At 31.3% G+C, this 17,289-nt stretch carries 14 protein-coding genes, 1 tRNA gene and 1 riboswitch; of the genes, 4 read left to right on the top strand and 11 right to left on the bottom strand.

Annotated elements, in window-relative coordinates; translation table 11 throughout:
• Positions 1-12 precede the first annotated feature (12 nt).
• The 5 genes from PTZ02_RS00565 to PTZ02_RS00545 all read right to left on the bottom strand — a co-directional run bounded on the left by PTZ02_RS00565 (position 13) and on the right by PTZ02_RS00545 (position 6,481).
• Positions 13-1,380: a hypothetical protein gene (locus tag PTZ02_RS00565; RefSeq protein ID WP_274225886.1), complete on the bottom strand. Its 1,368-nt coding sequence runs from the start codon at positions 1,378-1,380 to the stop codon at positions 13-15.
• 53 nt (positions 1,381-1,433) lie between these two features.
• Positions 1,434-3,023 (bottom strand): cell wall-binding repeat-containing protein, encoded by a 1,590-nt coding sequence (locus PTZ02_RS00560; protein ID WP_274225885.1) that lies wholly within the window; start codon positions 3,021-3,023, stop codon positions 1,434-1,436.
• A gap of 54 nt (positions 3,024-3,077) precedes the next feature.
• The gene (locus PTZ02_RS00555; protein ID WP_274225884.1) at positions 3,078-5,225 is read right to left on the bottom strand and encodes a cell wall-binding repeat-containing protein; all 2,148 of its coding nucleotides are present in this window, start codon (positions 5,223-5,225) and stop codon (positions 3,078-3,080) included.
• Between the two features lie 141 nt (positions 5,226-5,366).
• Positions 5,367-5,441, bottom strand: a tRNA-Trp gene (locus PTZ02_RS00550).
• A 149-nt stretch (positions 5,442-5,590) separates the two neighbouring features.
• A complete protein-coding gene (locus PTZ02_RS00545; RefSeq protein WP_274225883.1) occupies positions 5,591-6,481 on the bottom strand; it encodes a metal ABC transporter substrate-binding protein in 891 nt (296 codons plus the stop codon).
• A 188-nt stretch (positions 6,482-6,669) separates the two neighbouring features.
• On the opposite strand from PTZ02_RS00545, the gene tsaE reads away from it, so the two are divergent.
• The 3 genes from tsaE to rimI are packed head-to-tail and all read left to right on the top strand — an operon-like array spanning position 6,670 to position 8,296.
• The gene (gene tsaE, locus PTZ02_RS00540) at positions 6,670-7,131 is read left to right on the top strand and encodes a tRNA (adenosine(37)-N6)-threonylcarbamoyltransferase complex ATPase subunit type 1 TsaE (RefSeq protein WP_274225882.1); all 462 of its coding nucleotides are present in this window, start codon (positions 6,670-6,672) and stop codon (positions 7,129-7,131) included.
• Positions 7,128-7,832 carry a tRNA (adenosine(37)-N6)-threonylcarbamoyltransferase complex dimerization subunit type 1 TsaB gene (gene tsaB / locus PTZ02_RS00535; protein ID WP_274225881.1) on the top strand — a complete coding sequence of 235 codons (705 nt, stop codon included), beginning with the start codon at positions 7,128-7,130 and terminating at the stop codon, positions 7,830-7,832. Before tsaE ends, tsaB begins: the two co-directional genes overlap by 4 nt.
• Before the next feature lie 35 nt (positions 7,833-7,867).
• Positions 7,868-8,296 carry a ribosomal protein S18-alanine N-acetyltransferase gene (gene rimI, locus PTZ02_RS00530; protein WP_274225880.1) on the top strand — a complete coding sequence of 143 codons (429 nt, stop codon included), beginning with the start codon at positions 7,868-7,870 and terminating at the stop codon, positions 8,294-8,296.
• Between the two features lie 153 nt (positions 8,297-8,449).
• Here the strand turns inward: rimI and PTZ02_RS00525 are convergent, their stop codons facing one another.
• Positions 8,450-9,022, bottom strand: coding sequence for an ECF transporter S component (locus tag PTZ02_RS00525; RefSeq protein WP_274225879.1), 573 nt, complete (start codon positions 9,020-9,022; stop codon positions 8,450-8,452).
• A gap of 99 nt (positions 9,023-9,121) precedes the next feature.
• Positions 9,122-9,243: riboswitch (FMN riboswitch) on the bottom strand.
• 126 nt (positions 9,244-9,369) lie between these two features.
• Positions 9,370-11,535, bottom strand: coding sequence for a Tex family protein (locus PTZ02_RS00520; protein ID WP_274225878.1), 2,166 nt, complete (start codon positions 11,533-11,535; stop codon positions 9,370-9,372).
• Positions 11,536-11,675: 140 nt separating this feature from the next.
• Here PTZ02_RS00520 and PTZ02_RS00515 point away from each other — a divergent pair, with 140 nt between their 5' ends.
• Entirely contained in the window at positions 11,676-12,206 is a 531-nt protein-coding gene (locus PTZ02_RS00515; RefSeq protein ID WP_274225877.1) for a hypothetical protein, read from the top strand.
• Positions 12,207-12,270: 64 nt separating this feature from the next.
• Here the strand turns inward: PTZ02_RS00515 and PTZ02_RS00510 are convergent, their stop codons facing one another.
• The 4 genes from PTZ02_RS00510 to PTZ02_RS00495 are packed head-to-tail and all read right to left on the bottom strand — an operon-like array spanning position 12,271 to position 17,218.
• Entirely contained in the window at positions 12,271-13,668 is a 1,398-nt protein-coding gene (locus tag PTZ02_RS00510) for an FAD-binding oxidoreductase (protein ID WP_274225876.1), read from the bottom strand.
• Positions 13,669-13,672: 4 nt separating this feature from the next.
• A complete protein-coding gene (locus PTZ02_RS00505; RefSeq protein ID WP_274225875.1) occupies positions 13,673-14,866 on the bottom strand; it encodes an electron transfer flavoprotein subunit alpha/FixB family protein in 1,194 nt (397 codons plus the stop codon).
• Between the two features lie 12 nt (positions 14,867-14,878).
• Positions 14,879-15,667 carry an electron transfer flavoprotein subunit beta/FixA family protein gene (locus PTZ02_RS00500; RefSeq protein ID WP_274225874.1) on the bottom strand — a complete coding sequence of 263 codons (789 nt, stop codon included), beginning with the start codon at positions 15,665-15,667 and terminating at the stop codon, positions 14,879-14,881.
• Between the two features lie 27 nt (positions 15,668-15,694).
• Complete coding sequence (locus PTZ02_RS00495; RefSeq protein ID WP_274225873.1) at positions 15,695-17,218, bottom strand: L-lactate permease; 1,524 nt, start codon at positions 17,216-17,218, stop codon at positions 15,695-15,697.
• Positions 17,219-17,289 lie beyond the last annotated feature (71 nt).

Raw genomic sequence — 17,289 nt, 5'->3', positions numbered from 1 at the left:
CTACTTTTTCTCCTAGTATGATATTTCTCTTTGATAATTTCTTTTTATGTCAGTACTCTCATTATCATATCTAACCTTAACCCCATTATATATCGAACTTCCAACTGGGTAAGTCTTAGCAATCACAGCTAATCTAGCAGTATATACACTTGTTATAAAATCTGTCATGCTTAAGGTTTTATCTATCGGTGCTATAATATTATAAGCTCCTGTTACTCCATGTTGTATTGAGGTAGAAAAAATCATATTTCTTGTTGAGTTATATGCTGAAAGCTTACTAATATCATATCCACTATTTTTTGCTTTAGTAATAAATCCATCATAATAAACACTCTTAGTATAACTAAATTGAAGTGCATAAAACTCATCATAGTTATTAGTTGCTATCTGTGTCCATGCAGCTTTAAAATTAGTTCCGTATGTATTGCCATCTGCAATATATGCACTATTTAACAAACTATAAAAAGCTGGTTTAGTTCCTGCTAGCCAAGAGATAAATGATGCTAAAGAACCAGTGTTAGCTGCAAACTGAAATACACCACAAGATACTCCGCCTTTATCTGCGGGATTATCTGATATTGCTCCTGGATCACCATTTGATTCATATTTTCCAGCTATGTTCCCAAACATTGAATTATTTCTATCATCTTGAATAAAATCCAAATAATTAGGAAGATATCCTGTCACTATAGTATTATCTGATTTATACCACTTAAACTGATAAAAACCTCTTGTAAGTGAAGTTATTTCAACCAAAGTATTATTAGGTACTATAGCAGTGGTTTTATAATCATTTGACGGCTGAGTTCTTATGTAAACATCTGTGGACGTTACAGCAAGCTTCTCTTTAAATCCAGTTGTGTTATTTATAAGTTCTTGACCAAATTTATTATAAGCTCGTCCATTTGAAATTGAATTTGCCGCATTTACCGCATCAAATGAGTTTAAGTATTTATTATAGAATTTTTCTCCTTGAAATACATAATATCCACTGTTATTCCAAACCACTTGTCCACTTTTCGTCATAACAACAGAACCATTGATACTTTGTGCTTTTAATACTGAAGAGGCTAAATCACCCGATGAATAATAAGAAATAACCGAACCACTTGAATTCTTTACTGAATACATTTTAGTATCTAAAACATTACTTAAAATTACCATATCGTATATATCTATGATACCATCATTATTATAATCAAAACTTGCATTGTATGTATTATAGTATTTTTTTAATGCTTCTAAGTCATTTGAATTAAGTACATTGTTTCCATCCACATCATAGTTTATTTGAGCAGCATACACTTTTTGAGATATAGGCATTGTAATATTAGCTATACCAAAACTTAATAACAGTATCCATACGAACTTTTTTTTCATATTTATCCCTCTTAAAAATATTTTTTTATTTTAATTTTAAATAACATGCTTCATTAATAATTTAATAAATCTCCTTCTGGACATATAATTATTCTTGGATTTTTGCTTGGATCTAATCTTTTCATAACATTTAATAAGTCAGGTTCACTTAGCCCAATACATCCACCAGTTCCTCCACCGCTACTAGGCGATACATGAAGGAATATGGCTGCTCCATCACCTTTCACAGGATTGTAATAATTAAAATCTATTGCCATAGCATAATTATACTGCTGTTTATAGTTAATAAGATGCTCTGCTCCATCCCATTCCCATCCTTGATATCCTTCAACCCAGCGATTATAGTATGCATTATTCATATCTGTTACCCAATAACTTTCGCTATCAATATTTCTATAATTATATTTCACTCCAGGATTATTACTATAACCAAATGCAAAGACAAATCCAAAGTTTCCAATTGGGCTTGTATTAGTATTTTGCTTTCTATTATACATTAATCCATTTTCTCCAGTAACTGCAGGCATATCGCTGTAAACTAGCTTCCATACGCCATCCTGTTTCTCATAATAATTTGCTTTTGCTCTATATCCACTAGTTGAAGGAGCAGTTATAGTTATAATTTGACTACTAGTATCAGCTGCATATAACTTTTCCACTTCTAAATTTGCAGGAACCAAATTGTATTTTATAGCATTTGATATAACACCTGTGCCACCTAGTAGGTGTAATGTTGTGTTTCCACTTTCTTTAATGAAGTCTGCCATTTCACTCTTCATATTTTTTCTTTCTACTAATAAAATTGATTCTTTCCTTTTGGCAGCTAAAACACCTCCAGAAAGTGCATCTGGGAAATCATTTCCTGTTGCAAGCATTATTCCTTGGTTTAAGCTATCCTTGAAACTTGCAGCGACATTTAAAGATGTACTATACCTATCAATACCAGAAATTCTATCTGAACTAATTCCCAAAGTTTTTAATTCATTTACTATACCATCTGACACAACACCTGTTCCACCTGGTATTATTATTTTCGTAATATTATTATTTCTTATATACTCTTTTGTCCTAGTATTTAATTTTTGTGTTTCTGTATATAAAATAGGATAATTATTTATGGCAGCATATGAACTTATTGAAAGAGCATCTGGAAAATCATATGCTGTTGTTAATATCGCAACTTTTTTATTATACTTGAGCACCTCAGTACTAATATTCATTGATGTTTCAAATCTATCAATCCCACCTATTCTTGTAACATTGTAGCCTTTATCAATTAGTTCCTTCTGAACTTTATCAGAAATTACTCCGTTACTTCCAAGCAAATAGATGTTTTTTGCTTTTAATCTTTCTATCTCATCTAAAGTTACCTGTGGAGTAGAGTCTTTATCTGTTAAAAGTATAGGCGCATCTTTAATATATGCAAAGGGTACTCCAGTAAGCGCATCAGCGAAACCTTCACTATAAGCTAATACTACATTTTCAGCTTGGGCCCATCCCCCTTTGCTTACTTCCACTGCTGTTTCATATCTATCCGTTCCGCCGTATCTGACCATATTTACTGATTCCATTGCACTTACGTTAAAGCCATTCATTATAGTAAACATTAATATTCCAATTATCATAATACTAATTTTTCTCATAATTATTTTCCTCAAACACTAAAATTTATCTTTTTTTGTATACTTCATACCTCTTTAGTTTGAAATTAAATTTTTTAATATATCATTATCAACCACTCCAACGCCACCAAGAACATTTACTGACTTTACACTACTACTATTTGTACTTATCATACTTTTAGCATTTTGAGAGTTAATTTTATCTGCTAATAAAATAGGTGAACTTGTACTTGAAGCTAAAACTGATCCTGCTAGCGCATCAGGGAAATCTAACCCAGTAGCAACATATACTTGATTAAGGTTCATTAATGGTTTTATATAATTAACTATTAATCTATTAGTATCGTATCTGTCTGTTCCACCTAATCTTACTATATTCTTCATATTTCTAATCGCATTATCTGATACAACTCCTGTAGCACCTACTACGTAGGTTTTAGAAATGTTTAAACTCTTAATATAGTTTTCTGAGTTCTGAGGTATACTATTCTTTCCTGTTAATATTATAGGTATTCCTCTTGAAGCTGCATATGAAGCAATAGATAGTGCGTCAGGATAATCTTCTCCAGTTGCTAGTACTACTTCATTCACATTGCCAATTTCTTTTGCAATAGATAATGAAGTACTGTATCTATCTATTCCACTAATTCTTCTACAATTATATCCTGAATTAACTAGCTGATTTTCAATGCCTGATGAAACTGCTCCAATTCCACCTACAATTATTATATTTTTAGGTTTAAGTCTATTGATTTCATTTTTTGTACTCTCAGATAGTGTATTATTTTCAGTTAACAATATAGGTGCATTATATTTTTTTGCTAGTGGTGCTGCACTTAGTGCGTCTGGAAAATCATCACCAGTAGCTAAAATTACAGTATCACTTGTGCTTGTCCATCCAGTATTAGATATATTAACAGCAGTCTTATATCTATCAATACCGGAGATTCTATTAGGAATCTTTGTAACTAAATTTGCTAAATTATTTGGGTCTATTGATATATCCTTTGAAGCAACAACTTTTCCGTCCTTATCCATTGCTAATACTCTATATTTCGCATTTAAATCTAAATTACCATCTGAGCCATATGTATCTCCATATTTATAGGTTCCTATTGTAGCAGTTCTTCCTGTGGAATCTTTTGAAGTTTTTACTACACCGTAATAAAAACTACTACCAGGGTTATTAATATCTCCCTTATAACAAACAACTGCATAATTTAAATCATCAGTATTATCATCTGCAGAGCTTGTCCAACTTAAAGTTACAGTAGATTTAGTTCCTCCCCAAGGATAAGGGAAAGTTGTTACATCAGTAACTGTAAGTAATGGCATAGTTGGAGCGAACTCATTACTAGCTCTCTTTCCTGACATACTCACCCAATAGTTATATAAATTATTAGCTTGAGAAGCTAGAGGCAAATAAATATTTTCTTGAGGCCATATATTATACATTAAGCTATTCCATGAATAATTAGTTTGATCTCCTGCTATTGTTCTATCCTTTATATCCTTAAATTCATAAATGTTTTTACCAGTCGTACTTCCATAAAGCTGTTTATAATCTTCTGCTGCCATCTCTGCTGGGTTCCATTCATGATATCCTGAGTTAACACTGCTATAAGAAGATAAATTTCTCACTTTATTATAGCTATTACTATCATCATCAAAAAGTTTTCCTTCTTTTAGTAATAGATAATAGTTTGTAAATTGATGACCATATTCATGAGAAAGTACTCCTGCTAATTCTTGAAATGAAACAGTATCACATCCAAAAAGTTCTATATATCTATCTTTAGCTAATCTTTTTACTCCCCCAACTTCTTCATACATACCATGCCACACACCTGCTGTATATGCTCCCATTGGATAATCACCAATTAAATCAATATGTGATAGATAGCTTACTTCTGGTCCTATTGTATTTTTTAACAGCTCGTTATAAACTGCCATTAATTTATCTATTGTATTATATGCCGATGAATAACTTCTTATTTCCACGCCATTTGGCCCTTTATATGTGCAAATTGGTTGAGTTGTATCCTTAAAAATGAATTCATTTCCTTTTGTTTCATTGTCCCATATGACGTCGTCATGAACTTTATTACTACTATTAATACTTACAGATTTATTCTCATATATATCACTTGCAAAAGTTGTTCTTGTGTTTAACAGTAAAAATGCCACTAATGACAAACTATAAATTTTCGTAAACTTTCTCATAATATCCCTCATCTCTGAATTCTAATGAATCTCTAATACTTAAATTATATTATATCGAACTCTGTTTTTCAATTATATAAGCTTCCTTATAAATTTTAGACATAAAAAAAAGAACAACAGAAATCTATTTCTGTTGTTCTATGGCAGGGGCAGTAGGATTTGAACCCACAACCAATGGTTTTGGAGACCACTACTCTACCGTTGAGCCATACCCCTATATTTAACACAAGACTTATATTATCATACTTTTTTTTAAGATGCAATAGTTTTTTTGAGTTTTAAAATTATAATTGTTTACATATTGAATAGCAGAAATTAATATTCTGCTATTATCAATTTATACAACATTAAATAAAGTATTGTATTTAATTACTTATCTCTAAGGTTTTTAAGCTATTATAGGTGTTATTAATGTTTTCAGTTAAAAGATCAGCAAATTCTTTATCTCCATTATATGTGCTTACTTTTATAAACATCGCACCTTTTGTTATTAATGAATTTTTATAGCTTTCTATAGTCTCATCTTTTTCATAAAAAACTATAAATGGTTTTATATCTTTTTTTTCGGTAATAATCTTACTTACTTTTTCACTGTCCAAAATATTTGATTTAGAATTTAGATACTTGCTATAGTATTCCAAAGAATTATCAGCATAATAAAAATCTGTACCATTTATTTTTCTTATACTTTCAACATTCTTTGAATTGTCACTTTCAAATTTACTTACTATATTATTATAATTATCTTCATAATAATTTCTATTATCTAAATCATCAGTCTGCAATTCACTTTTTACATTAAATAATGCTATTTTATAGTTATCAAAATCCATCCAATAATAAGGATTTTGTTTGCCGTCTGAATCTTTCAAGCCCTTTGTACCTCTTGATAAATCAATTATTCCAGTTTTCCCCTTATCAAGATTGCTAATAAGATCTTTAGTCCATGGTTCAAATGCATCACCTGAATAAACAAATACATTCATTCTTGAAATATTATTTACTATGTCATCATTAATGGTATAGTTTTTTATCTCATCTTGACTTTTTAGCAAAAATTCTACACTATGTCTATCCTTGACTAATTTTTTAATCATTAGATAAGTTGGTTTATTGGACGCCATTATATTTAAATAAGGAGCTCTTTCCTTGCTTGTATGATCAACTTTACTTGATACCACTGTTTGCGGGAAAATAAAAAGTCCTATAAACATTATTAAGTTTACTATAATTAAGGCGAAAGTTACCTTTTTCACTGTTTTCCCTCCTTATAACATATGGTTTTCTAGTATATTCTATAATAATATATGTATAATTTCAATTGATATATACTGGTTGTAAGACTTTCTTAACTAATATGTAATATATTACCTTTCATTTTCTCTATAATTTGGATAAAATATAAGCTATAATAATTAAATAAAATATTTGAAAGGAGTCAATTATGGAATATATTATTGATTCTGTAGAAAAAACTCTATCCCTTGGCGAAAAATTAGGTCAATTAGCTCAAGCTGGAGATGTTTTTTGTTTAACTGGAGATTTAGGTACCGGTAAAACTCATATATCTAAAGGATTTGCAAAAGGACTCGGAGTAAGCGAGGAAATAACCTCTCCTACTTTTAATATAGTAAATGAATATCATAGTGGTAGAATACCTTTATTCCATTTTGATGTATATAGAGTAAGTGATTCTGATGAAATTATGGCAATTGGGTTTGATGAATATGTTTTCGGGAAAGGTGCTACATTAATAGAATGGGCTAATTACATAGAGGATATACTTCCTGAAGAATTTGTACATATTAATATAAAAAAAGTTCCTGAGCTTGGAGAAAACTTTAGAAAGATTAGAATTAAAGCTTTTGGACAAAGATTTAAAAATTTTGAGGAGAAAATTTTATGAAGATTTTAAGTATTGATTCCTCCACTTCTGTTGCTACTGTCGCACTTTTAGATAGTACTAAAGTTATTGGAGAATATAGTTTAAATGATAAAAAGCAGCATTCTGTTCTACTTCTACCAATGATTGATAGATTATTAGCTGATAATGAACTTTCTGTAAAAGATCTAGATGGATTCGTAATCTCAGAAGGACCTGGTTCATTTACTGGTCTTAGAATTGGTCTTGCTACTATAAAAGGTATGAGCCAAGGAATTAAGAAGCCTTATGTTTCAATATCAAACTTAGATGGTCTTGCATACAATGTAATTACATATAGCGGAATAATTTGTCCTATAATGGATGCATTAAGAGGAAATGTTTATACTGCAATTTATAAATCAAATAACGGCAGTCTAGAAAGGTTAAGTGATTACCTTATAATATCTCTTGAGGAATTAGGCAATTTGCTAGACAAATATGATGAATCAGTTATATTTGTAGGCGATGGTACTTATAAATATGAAAAAGAACTAATAAACTTAAGAAAAAATGTTCATTTTCCACCTAAGCATCTAAATTATACAAGAGCATCTTCCTTAGGTGAACTTGGATTAGAAAAATTATTACTCGGCGAAAAGGATGATATAAATAACTCAACCCCTTTATATCTAAGAAAATCCCAAGCTGAAAGAGAGTATGAAAGTAAATTGAGGTTGGATTAATGGAGGATATAACTGAAAATATTGAGATTATTGAAATGAAATCAACACATATAGCTGATGTTTGCGAAATTGCAATTTTTTCTTTTCCAATACCTTGGAGTTACGACTCGTTTAGCAACGAATTAAATAACAAACTTGCAGCTTATGTAGTTGCAATAAACAATGAAAAAGTTGTTGGCTTTGGTGGCATATGGGTTATCTTTGATGAATCTCATATAACTAATATAGCTGTTCATCCTGATCATCGCAGCTTAGGAATAGGTGATATTTTGATGAAAGCACTTATAAAAAAATCCTATGACAAAGGTGCAAAAGATATTACCTTAGAAGTTAGAAGATCTAATGTCATTGCCCAAAATTTATATAAAAAATATGGTTTTGTAGAAGATGGCGTTAGAAAAAAATACTATCAGGATAATGGTGAGGATGCAATTATCATGTGGAAAAGAGAAATTATCGATTAATTAATATAATAAAAAGAAGGTCTAGATTTCATTTAAATCTAGACCTTTATTTTAGGGTTTTAAGTTCAACTAACAATTTATTCATGCCTGAAAATGTCCAGAAACCAACATTTTCAAACAAGAATAAATTAAGTTTCCTATAAAAACCCTATATTATCTGTATTCTGTTTTTCTAGCTTCACTATTTAATAAAGCAGATACTTGCTTATATAAAAGCAATGTTGGAACTGAAGCTGCTGCTCCTTTTATTAAGTTAAAAGGCAATGTTGCAGTTGCTATAAATGCTCCTAAATCGCCTATTGGAACTTTAAATACATTAACATACATTGGTAGTAGTATAAAATAGTTTAGTAAAATCGCTACAACTGTCATTGAAATTACTGAAACAATTAGTCCAATTAAAGCACCACTAAATGTTCTCTTATATTTGTAAATTAATCCTGCTACTAATACCCAAGTTCCTCCAATTGCAAAATTAGCAAATTCTCCGATAAATGCAGATTGGCTTCCTTTTATTAGTGTATATAATATATTTTTAATTAATTCTATTACTACACCTGCTATTGGTCCTAAAGCAAATGAACCTATTAATGCTGGAATATCTGATAAATCAATTTTTAGAAATGGTGGAAATCCTGGTATTGGAAAATCAAAATACATTAGTACAAATGCCAATCCAGCTAACAATGCTATTTTTATTTGTTTGTTTAATTTGGAATTATTCATTAATAATACGCCTCCTAAATTTCTTCGGGGCAATATTAAGATAAACTAAAAAACCCTGAATCAAAATGACTCAGGGCGAAATAAACATAGTTACCTAAATATTACCTTCTTCCATCCAGACTATACTGTCGGCTTCGGAGTTTCACCGAATCAACCTTAAATTTATAAGGGTCGCGGGCTATACCGCCGGTGGGGAATTACGCCCCGCCCTGAAGATATTAATTTTTTTCTTAACTTTATTATATAACTTTGTTTCATTTTTGACAAGCTTTTTATATAGGGTTTTAAGTTCAACTATTAACTTATTTATGTAAGTATAAGTTAAGTTTCCTATCAAAAACCCTATATTATTGATCCACATCTTTCATTGTTAATGATATTCTCTTTCTTTTCTCATCAACTTCTAAAATTTTGACTTTAATAATATCTCCTAATTTTACTACGTCCAATGGATGATTTATCCTTCTATTTGCCATTTGTGATTTATGGACTAATCCATCTTGATGAACTCCGATATCAACGAAAGCTCCAAAGTCTGAAACATTTCTTACAGTTCCCATTAGCTCCATTCCTGGTTTTAAATCCTTAAGGTCAATAATTCCTGATTTGAATATTGGCTTTGGTAGTTCTTCTCTAGGATCTCTTCCTGGTTTTTTAAGTTCTTTAATTATGTCTCTTAAAGTAGGTTCTCCAACCTCCAATTTTTCTGCTAAAGCCTTTATACCCACTTTCTCAGCTCTTTCATCTATATCAGCTAATTGGCCATTTCTTAGTTCATTTTTATTGTAGCCTAATTCTACTATTAGTTCATTAGCTATTTTATAAGATTCTGGATGCACTGAAGTATTGTCTAAAGGTTCTTTGCTCTCCATAACTCTTAAGAATCCTGCACACTGTTCATATGCCTTTTGTCCTAACCTTTTTACCTTAAGTAATTCATTTCTACTCTTGAACTTACCATTTTCTTCTCTATAAGCCACAATATTTCCTGCTATACTTGAATTAATTCCTGAAATATAGCTTAATAATGATGGGGTAGCAATATTTAAATCTACTCCTACTTTATTAACTGAATCCTCAACTACACCCTTTAATGACTCATCTAATTTTTTTGGAGTAACATCATGTTGATATTGTCCTACTCCTATTGATTTTGTATCTATCTTAACTAATTCTGCTAGAGGATCCTGTAACCTTCTTCCTATAGAAATAGCTCCTCTAATAGTAACATCAAGATCTGGATACTCCTTTTGTGCTAACTCTGAAGCTGAGTAAACTGACGCCCCTGCCTCTGAAACTATACAATAAAATAGCTCCCTACCAGTTTCATTCTTTATTTCAGTTATCATTCTAGCTATAACTTCTTCCGATTCCCTAGATGCAGTTCCATTCCCTAAGGATATAACTTCTACCCCATATTTATTAATAAGTCCTTTAAGCGTTTTTATAGTTCCCTCAATATCACTTCTAGGAACTGTTGGATATACGGTAGCCTTCTCTAAGAACTTTCCTGTATCATCTAATACTGCGACTTTACATCCCGTTCTAAAACCTGGGTCATAACCCATTACTACTTTGCCTTTTATAGGTGGCTGCATAAGCAATGCTTTGAGATTTTCCTTGAATATTCTTATTGCTCCCTCTTCACCTTTATCTGTAAGTTCACTTCTTATTTCTCTTTCAATTGATGGATATATAAGTCTCTTAATTGAATCCTTTATTGCATCTTCTAAATATTTATCAGTAGTTTTATTTCCTTTAAGAATTCTATTTTTGAAATACGTTATGATTTTTTCTTCTGGTGATACAACCTTTACACTAAGAATCTTTTCTTTTTCTCCTCTATTAATAGCTAATATTCTATGTGAAGGTATGAATTTAACTGCTTCAGAATATTCATAATACATTTCATATGGTGTTGGACTATCTGATGAGCCTTTTGTTTCTAAAGTACCTTCTCTAAATAAAAATTCTCTAAGCCACTTTCTATAATCTGCATTATCAGAAATTTCTTCTGCGATAATATCCATTGCTCCTTGCAATGCTTCCTCTACGGTATTTACTTGTTTTTCCTCATCTATATATTTACTTGCTTCACCTAAAATATCTCCACTAAATTCTCCTGAAGAAATTACATCTGCTAGTGGTTTTAATCCTTTTTCTAAGGCAATAGTTGCTCTTGTTCTTTTTTTAGGTTTAAACGGTCTATAAATATCTTCAACTTCTGATTGCGTTTCCGCTTTTAATATCTTGTTTTTTAGTTCCTCTGTTAAGTTTCCACCTTCATCTATTAACCTAATTACATCTGATTTTCTTTCTTCTAAATTTCTTAAGTATATTAATCTCTCTTCAAATTTTCTTAATACTTCATCTGTTAATCCACCAGTTTTTTCTTTTCTATATCTAGCAATGAAAGGTACTGTATTACCTCCATCTAATAATTCAATTACACTCTCAACTTGAGGTAAACTTATTCTTAACTCTTTACTTAACGTTTCTCTAATAGTACTCATATGTCCTCCTTAAAATTCTATTCATATATTATTTTAGCTAAATGTAACAAATTATTCAAACTCTTAACACGATATTGTCACAATAACCCACTATATTTATAAGCAGTAACTGTTCTATCATAAAATTAAGGAGTGTTATAATGAAAAATAAAAGTATATTAAAGAAAGCTATAATTCCTGTTCTTGTGTTAGGAATTACTGCCGGTATTTTAACTGGATGTCAATCAAAAAATAATTCAAGCAATAATAATCAAGCTACAAACAAGGGGTATTTTAAGCAAGGTGGACAAAGAATGGATCCAGAAGAAAGAAAAAAACAAATGCAAACAAATATTGATGCATTAGTAGCTGATGGAACCATAACCAAAGATCAAAGTACTAAGATAATGGATGCCTTAACTTCAAACACAAGAAATCAAAATGGGCAATCCAATAGTAGTCAAAATTCTAATAATAATAATAATAATAATAATAATAATAATAATAATAATAATAATAATAACTCTAACAACAATAATAATTCCCAAGAAGGTAATAAAAACAGACAAAGATTTAACCCATTAAGTAAATTAGTATCTGATGGAGTTATCACTCAAGATCAAGCCGATAAGGTTTTGCAAAAGGTTATGGGGAACTTCCAAAGAGGAAATAACCAACCGGCAACATCATAGATTCAAATATATAAACTAACATAAAAAAATGGAGGTATCACCTCCATTTTTTAACACTAATAAACTAAATAACTTTACCTGGATTTAAGATATTCTTAGGATCAAAAGCTTGTTTAATTCCCCTCATTATAATTAAGTTTTCTTCAGGTATTGCTTTTTTAAGATATGGTCTCTTAGCTAAACCAATACCATGCTCTCCAGAAACTTGTCCTTTTAATTCTCTTCCTTTAGCATACATATCTTCCATAACATCTTTAAGTTTTTTATTCCATGTTACTTCGTCAAGTTCATCCTTCAGAATATATATGTGTAAATTACCATCTCCGGCATGACCAAAGCTTCTTATTCTTATCTCATGTTTTTCTTCTAATTGATGTGTATATTTTATAAATTCAGCAACCTTATTTCTTGGAACTACCACATCTACTTCATCCATTTCTGTAGTAGATGCTTTTATTGCTTCAAGGAATGCACCTCTTGCTGACCAAATAGATTCTTGTCTTTCTTCTGTATCTGATATTAATACATCTAAAGCTCCATTTTCTAGACATATATTAGCTACTTTTTCATAACTGGCTTCTATTTCTTGCTTTGAATTACCATCAAAAGTTAATAATAAATAAGCATCTGATTGAGAATCTGGAAACTTCTTTCCTAAGAATTCTTCTGCAGCTACTATTGCAGCTCTTTGCATAAATTCGATTGCTGTAGGAATAGTTTTAGATTTTATTATCTTTGGTACTGTTTCTATTGCCCTATCTAAATCAGGAAAAGGTATAAGTAGAGATATTGCTTTTTTAGGTAATGGTAATAATCTTAATATAGCTTTTGTAACTATTCCAAGTGTTCCCTCTGACCCCACTATAAGATCTTTCAATGCATATCCAGAACTATTTTTTACTACCTTTCCTCCTAAGTTTACTACTTCTCCATTTGGAAGTACTACTTCTAACCCTCTTACAAAATCTCTTGTTACTCCATATTTTACTGCTCTCATCCCACCTGCATTTGTGCTTATATTACCTCCGATAGTAGCAGTTTTTTCACCTGGATCTGGTGGATAAAATAAATCAAATTCCTCAACATATTTTGATATTTCCATTAATAAAACACCTGTTTCTAATGTAAGCGTCAAATTCTCTTCGTCAAGCTCAAGTATTTTATTCATTCTAGATAAGTCAATTACTATCCCCCCATGTATTGGGACTGCTGCCCCAACTAATCCAGTTCCAGAACCCCTTGGGGTAACTGCAATATTATTTTCGTATGCGTATTTCATAACATTGGATACATCTTCTGTAGTTATAGCTTGAACTACCAAATCAGGCATTTTTTTAACTGCACCTAATTCATCGTGAGAATAATCTTCACCTATATTTTCTTTATATAAAACCCTCTCATCATCATTTATTATTCTTTTTATTTCTAAATAGTCTTGGTTTTCAACTTTTTTATATTCCATGATATTAAGCCTCCTTTGCTGATTTTATATTTTCAATAAGCGCTGGCACTATTTCATACATATCTCCAACTATTCCATAGTGAGCAACTTGAAAAATAGGTGCTTTTTCATCCTTATTTATTGAAAATATAACGTCTGACTTATTCATACCTGCAGTAAATTGTACTGCCCCTGAGACTCCACAAGTTATAATTAATTTTGGTCTTACAGTTCTTCCACTTAATCCTACCTGCATTTTTGCATCTGCCCAACCTGATTCTATTAGTGGTCTTGTTACTGCAACTTCTCCTCCTAAAAGCTCTGCCAATTCTTTTATCATACTTAAATCTTTTTGAGATTTAACTCCTCTTCCAGCTACAACTAACACCTCTGCATCTGAAATTCCAATTTCTGCTTCCTTTTTAAATACTTCTAAAACATTAATTGCTGATTTTAACTTTTCTTCTCCTATTTTGCAAGATATAATTTCTCCTGTACATTCTTCATTTCTTTCTGGTGCAACCATAACCTTGTATCTTACTGTTGCTAATTGTGGTCTTGAATTTGGAGTCACTATTTGAGCCATTATGTTTCCACCAAAGGCTGGTCTTATTTGAACAAGATCAGTATTCTCTTTAATATCAAGAATTGTGCAATCAGCAGTTAACCCTGTTCTAAATCTAGCTGCTATTCTCGGTGCCAAGCTTCTGCCTACAGTAGTTGCTCCCACCAAAATAGCTGCTGGTTTAACATTGTTTATAAAGTCTTCAAATGCAGCTGAATATGGTTCAATTCTAAATTCCCTTAAGCTATCATGATCATACACAAAAACCTTATCAACTCCATAATGTAATAATTCTTGTGCTTTATCTTCAACATTATTTCCTATAAATACGCAGTATACTTCTTGTTTAATCTTCTCTGCGAGTTCTCTTGCCTTTCCTATTAATTCAAAAGTTACTGGATGTATATCTCCTTCGACATGATCAACATACACTCCTATTCCTTTCCATAAACTCTTGTCAACTTCAGGTTTTTTCTCACCTTCTACATATTCAAAAGCACCTTCAGGCCCTTTTTTCACGCACAATCTACACATTTTACAATTTGCATTTATTTCAACCTTATCATTTACAATTTCCATCGCTCCAAAAGGACACATCTTTATTACTTCATTTTTATCATTAATCTTTTCATTATGAACTACTAACTTTGCCATAATACATTCCCCCTATATAAATCTCAATTCCTTAAGAGTTTGCGCCATCTTTTTAACTATTTGTCCACTTTCATCTTTCCACATTTCTCTATGACTATTTACTTCTGGTGGAAATATTCTTTCTACTTGAGTAGGTGATCCATTTAATCCATATTTCATCTCATCTTGATCCTCAAATTCCTTAAGTGAAATCATACCTATCTCTTTATCTCTTGTTGCTACTTTTCTTTTAAAGGATGGTAACCTTGGTTCATTAATATCTTTTTCAACTGTTATTAGACATGGGAATTTTATTTCCGCAACTTCAATAGTATTTGGCATATCCATTTCAACTATTAAGGAATCTTCTCTTGTCTCTTTTATCTTTCTAACATTTGATATATGTGGCAATCCAAGATATTCTGCCATCTCTGGCCCTACTTGTGCAGTATCTCCATCAGTAGTTTGCTTTCCACAGATTATAATATCAAACTCTCCTAATTTTCTTACTCCTTGAGAAATTGTATAAGAGGTTGCTAACACATCTGCTCCTGCAAATTTTCTATCTGATATTATGGTTCCTTCATCAGCTCCCATTGCATAGGCCTCTTTTATTACATCCATTGCTTGAGGTGGCCCCATTGAAATTACTTTTATTACTCCACCTAATTCTTCTTTTAATCTTATTGCTGTTTCTAAGGCATATAAATCATAAGGGTTCATTTTAGTATCTATTCCATCTCTTTTTAATACGCCTGTAACAGGATCTACCTCTACTTTTGATGTGCCCGGAACTTGCTTAATACAAACAATAATATTCATTCTATATCTCCTCCATATAATTAGTATTTATACTCCTATAAGTCTTCCCCCTAGAAAAACTATGAGTCCCAAAACGACTACATAAACTAAACAGAACTTTAAAGTTGAATTTAATATTGTTCCTTCTTTACCACTAAGTCCAGTTGCTGCTGTTGCTACTGCAATACTCTGTGGTGAAATCATCTTGCCTGCAGTTGCTCCAACTGTATTTGCTGCTGCAAGCCAATAGGGATCAAGATTTAATCCTTTAGCTGCTTCAACCTGCAAGCCTCCAAATAAAACATTGGCTGATGTATCTGAACCTGTAACAAAAGTTCCTAAAGCTCCTATAATAGGTGCAATCAGTGGATATAACGGACCTGTAATAGCAACTAATACTACTGCGATGGATTTAATCATTCCGCTATACTGCATTACTTTTGCTAATGCTACTATTGATAATATTGTTATAAAAGAAATGCTCATTTGTTTTATTGTCTTAAATAACACCTTTGTAATTTCTTTAAATGAAAATCCTTGAATAAATCCTGCTATATATGTAGCTATTATAATTAAAGTACCTGGAGCTGTAATCCATTGGAATGTGTAAGGTTTTCCTCCTAATCCATGATAAATCTTTATTGATGTTTTAATTGATGCTAAAGGTCCATTTATTGCTGAAATTAGCGGCGAAGCTAATAATATAAACGAAAATACCAATATAAATGGTAACCATGCCATTAACCCTTTTTTAAAACCAATGGCTTCAGTATTCTTTTGAGCTTTATCCTTATGAAACATTTTTGCCCAAAGAATTGTTGCACCCATAGAAACAACTGATCCTAATATTGCTGGAAGTTCTGCTCCTAAATATTTAGCTACTATCACTTGCGGAACTGCAAAAGCTAGTCCAGATACTATAGAAATTCCTAAAACTCCATTAATGGCCTTTACACTCTTACCAGTTATCATAACTAATGCAATTGGCACTACAACAATTAGCACAAATAGTTGCATTGAAACTGCATAAGATAAAGGTGCTACCTGAATTCCAGTTACATTTGCTAGTGTAGATACTGGTAGTCCAACTGCTCCAAAAGCTGTTGGTGTTGTATTTGCCATAAGGCATATTACAGCTGCAAATACAGGTTCAAATCCTAAGGCAACCATTATACTTGCTGGTATTGCAACTGCTGTTCCAAATCCTGCTACTGCCTCTAAAAATCCTCCGAATCCCCAGGCAAGTATAAGCACCAATATTCTTTTGTCTGTAGTTATACTTGTCATGATTTTTTTTATGACATCCATTCCTCCCGTATGGAGTGTAAGGTTATAAGTAAATACTGCGGCTATTATTACAATCATAATAGGCCATAAACCCATGGCAAACCCTTCTAAGGTTGCACCAAATACATTTGTAATTGAAACTTTCCAAACTAAAACTGCTAATAATATTGTTATAACTAATGCTATAGGGATTGCTTTATATCCTGGAATTTTTAATTTACCTAAGGATACCATTAGCCATATTATTGGTAATAAGGCTATTAAAAATAATACGTAATTATTCATATACTCCTCCCCCTAATATTGGTTCTACCAATATTGAAATTGGTCTGACCAATTCTTACATTTATATTGTA

Source organism: Clostridium sp. 'White wine YQ' (assembly GCF_028728205.1).
In the GTDB taxonomy this organism is placed as follows: Bacteria; Bacillota; Clostridia; order Clostridiales; family Clostridiaceae; genus Clostridium_T.
This window is presented reverse-complemented; position numbering and strand designations above follow the sequence as displayed.

What these genes read in the sequence shown, in the direction of transcription:
- tsaE (WP_274225882.1), top strand. Translation starts at nt 6,670, where the DNA reads ATGGAATATATTATTGATTCTGTAGAAAAAACTCTATCCCTTGGCGAA.
- PTZ02_RS00515 (WP_274225877.1), top strand. Translation starts at nt 11,676, where the DNA reads ATGAAAAATAAAAGTATATTAAAGAAAGCTATAATTCCTGTTCTTGTG.
- PTZ02_RS00565 (WP_274225886.1), bottom strand. Translation starts at nt 1,380, where the DNA reads ATGAAAAAAAAGTTCGTATGGATACTGTTATTAAGTTTTGGTATAGCT.
- PTZ02_RS00500 (WP_274225874.1), bottom strand. Translation starts at nt 15,667, where the DNA reads ATGAATATTATTGTTTGTATTAAGCAAGTTCCGGGCACATCAAAAGTA.
- PTZ02_RS00525 (WP_274225879.1), bottom strand. Translation starts at nt 9,022, where the DNA reads ATGAATAATTCCAAATTAAACAAACAAATAAAAATAGCATTGTTAGCT.
- tsaB (WP_274225881.1), top strand. Translation starts at nt 7,128, where the DNA reads ATGAAGATTTTAAGTATTGATTCCTCCACTTCTGTTGCTACTGTCGCA.
- PTZ02_RS00520 (WP_274225878.1), bottom strand. Translation starts at nt 11,535, where the DNA reads ATGAGTACTATTAGAGAAACGTTAAGTAAAGAGTTAAGAATAAGTTTA.
- PTZ02_RS00505 (WP_274225875.1), bottom strand. Translation starts at nt 14,866, where the DNA reads ATGGCAAAGTTAGTAGTTCATAATGAAAAGATTAATGATAAAAATGAA.
- PTZ02_RS00560 (WP_274225885.1), bottom strand. Translation starts at nt 3,023, where the DNA reads ATGAGAAAAATTAGTATTATGATAATTGGAATATTAATGTTTACTATA.
- rimI (WP_274225880.1), top strand. Translation starts at nt 7,868, where the DNA reads ATGAAATCAACACATATAGCTGATGTTTGCGAAATTGCAATTTTTTCT.
- PTZ02_RS00495 (WP_274225873.1), bottom strand. Translation starts at nt 17,218, where the DNA reads ATGAATAATTACGTATTATTTTTAATAGCCTTATTACCAATAATATGG.
- PTZ02_RS00510 (WP_274225876.1), bottom strand. Translation starts at nt 13,668, where the DNA reads ATGGAATATAAAAAAGTTGAAAACCAAGACTATTTAGAAATAAAAAGA.
- PTZ02_RS00555 (WP_274225884.1), bottom strand. Translation starts at nt 5,225, where the DNA reads ATGAGAAAGTTTACGAAAATTTATAGTTTGTCATTAGTGGCATTTTTA.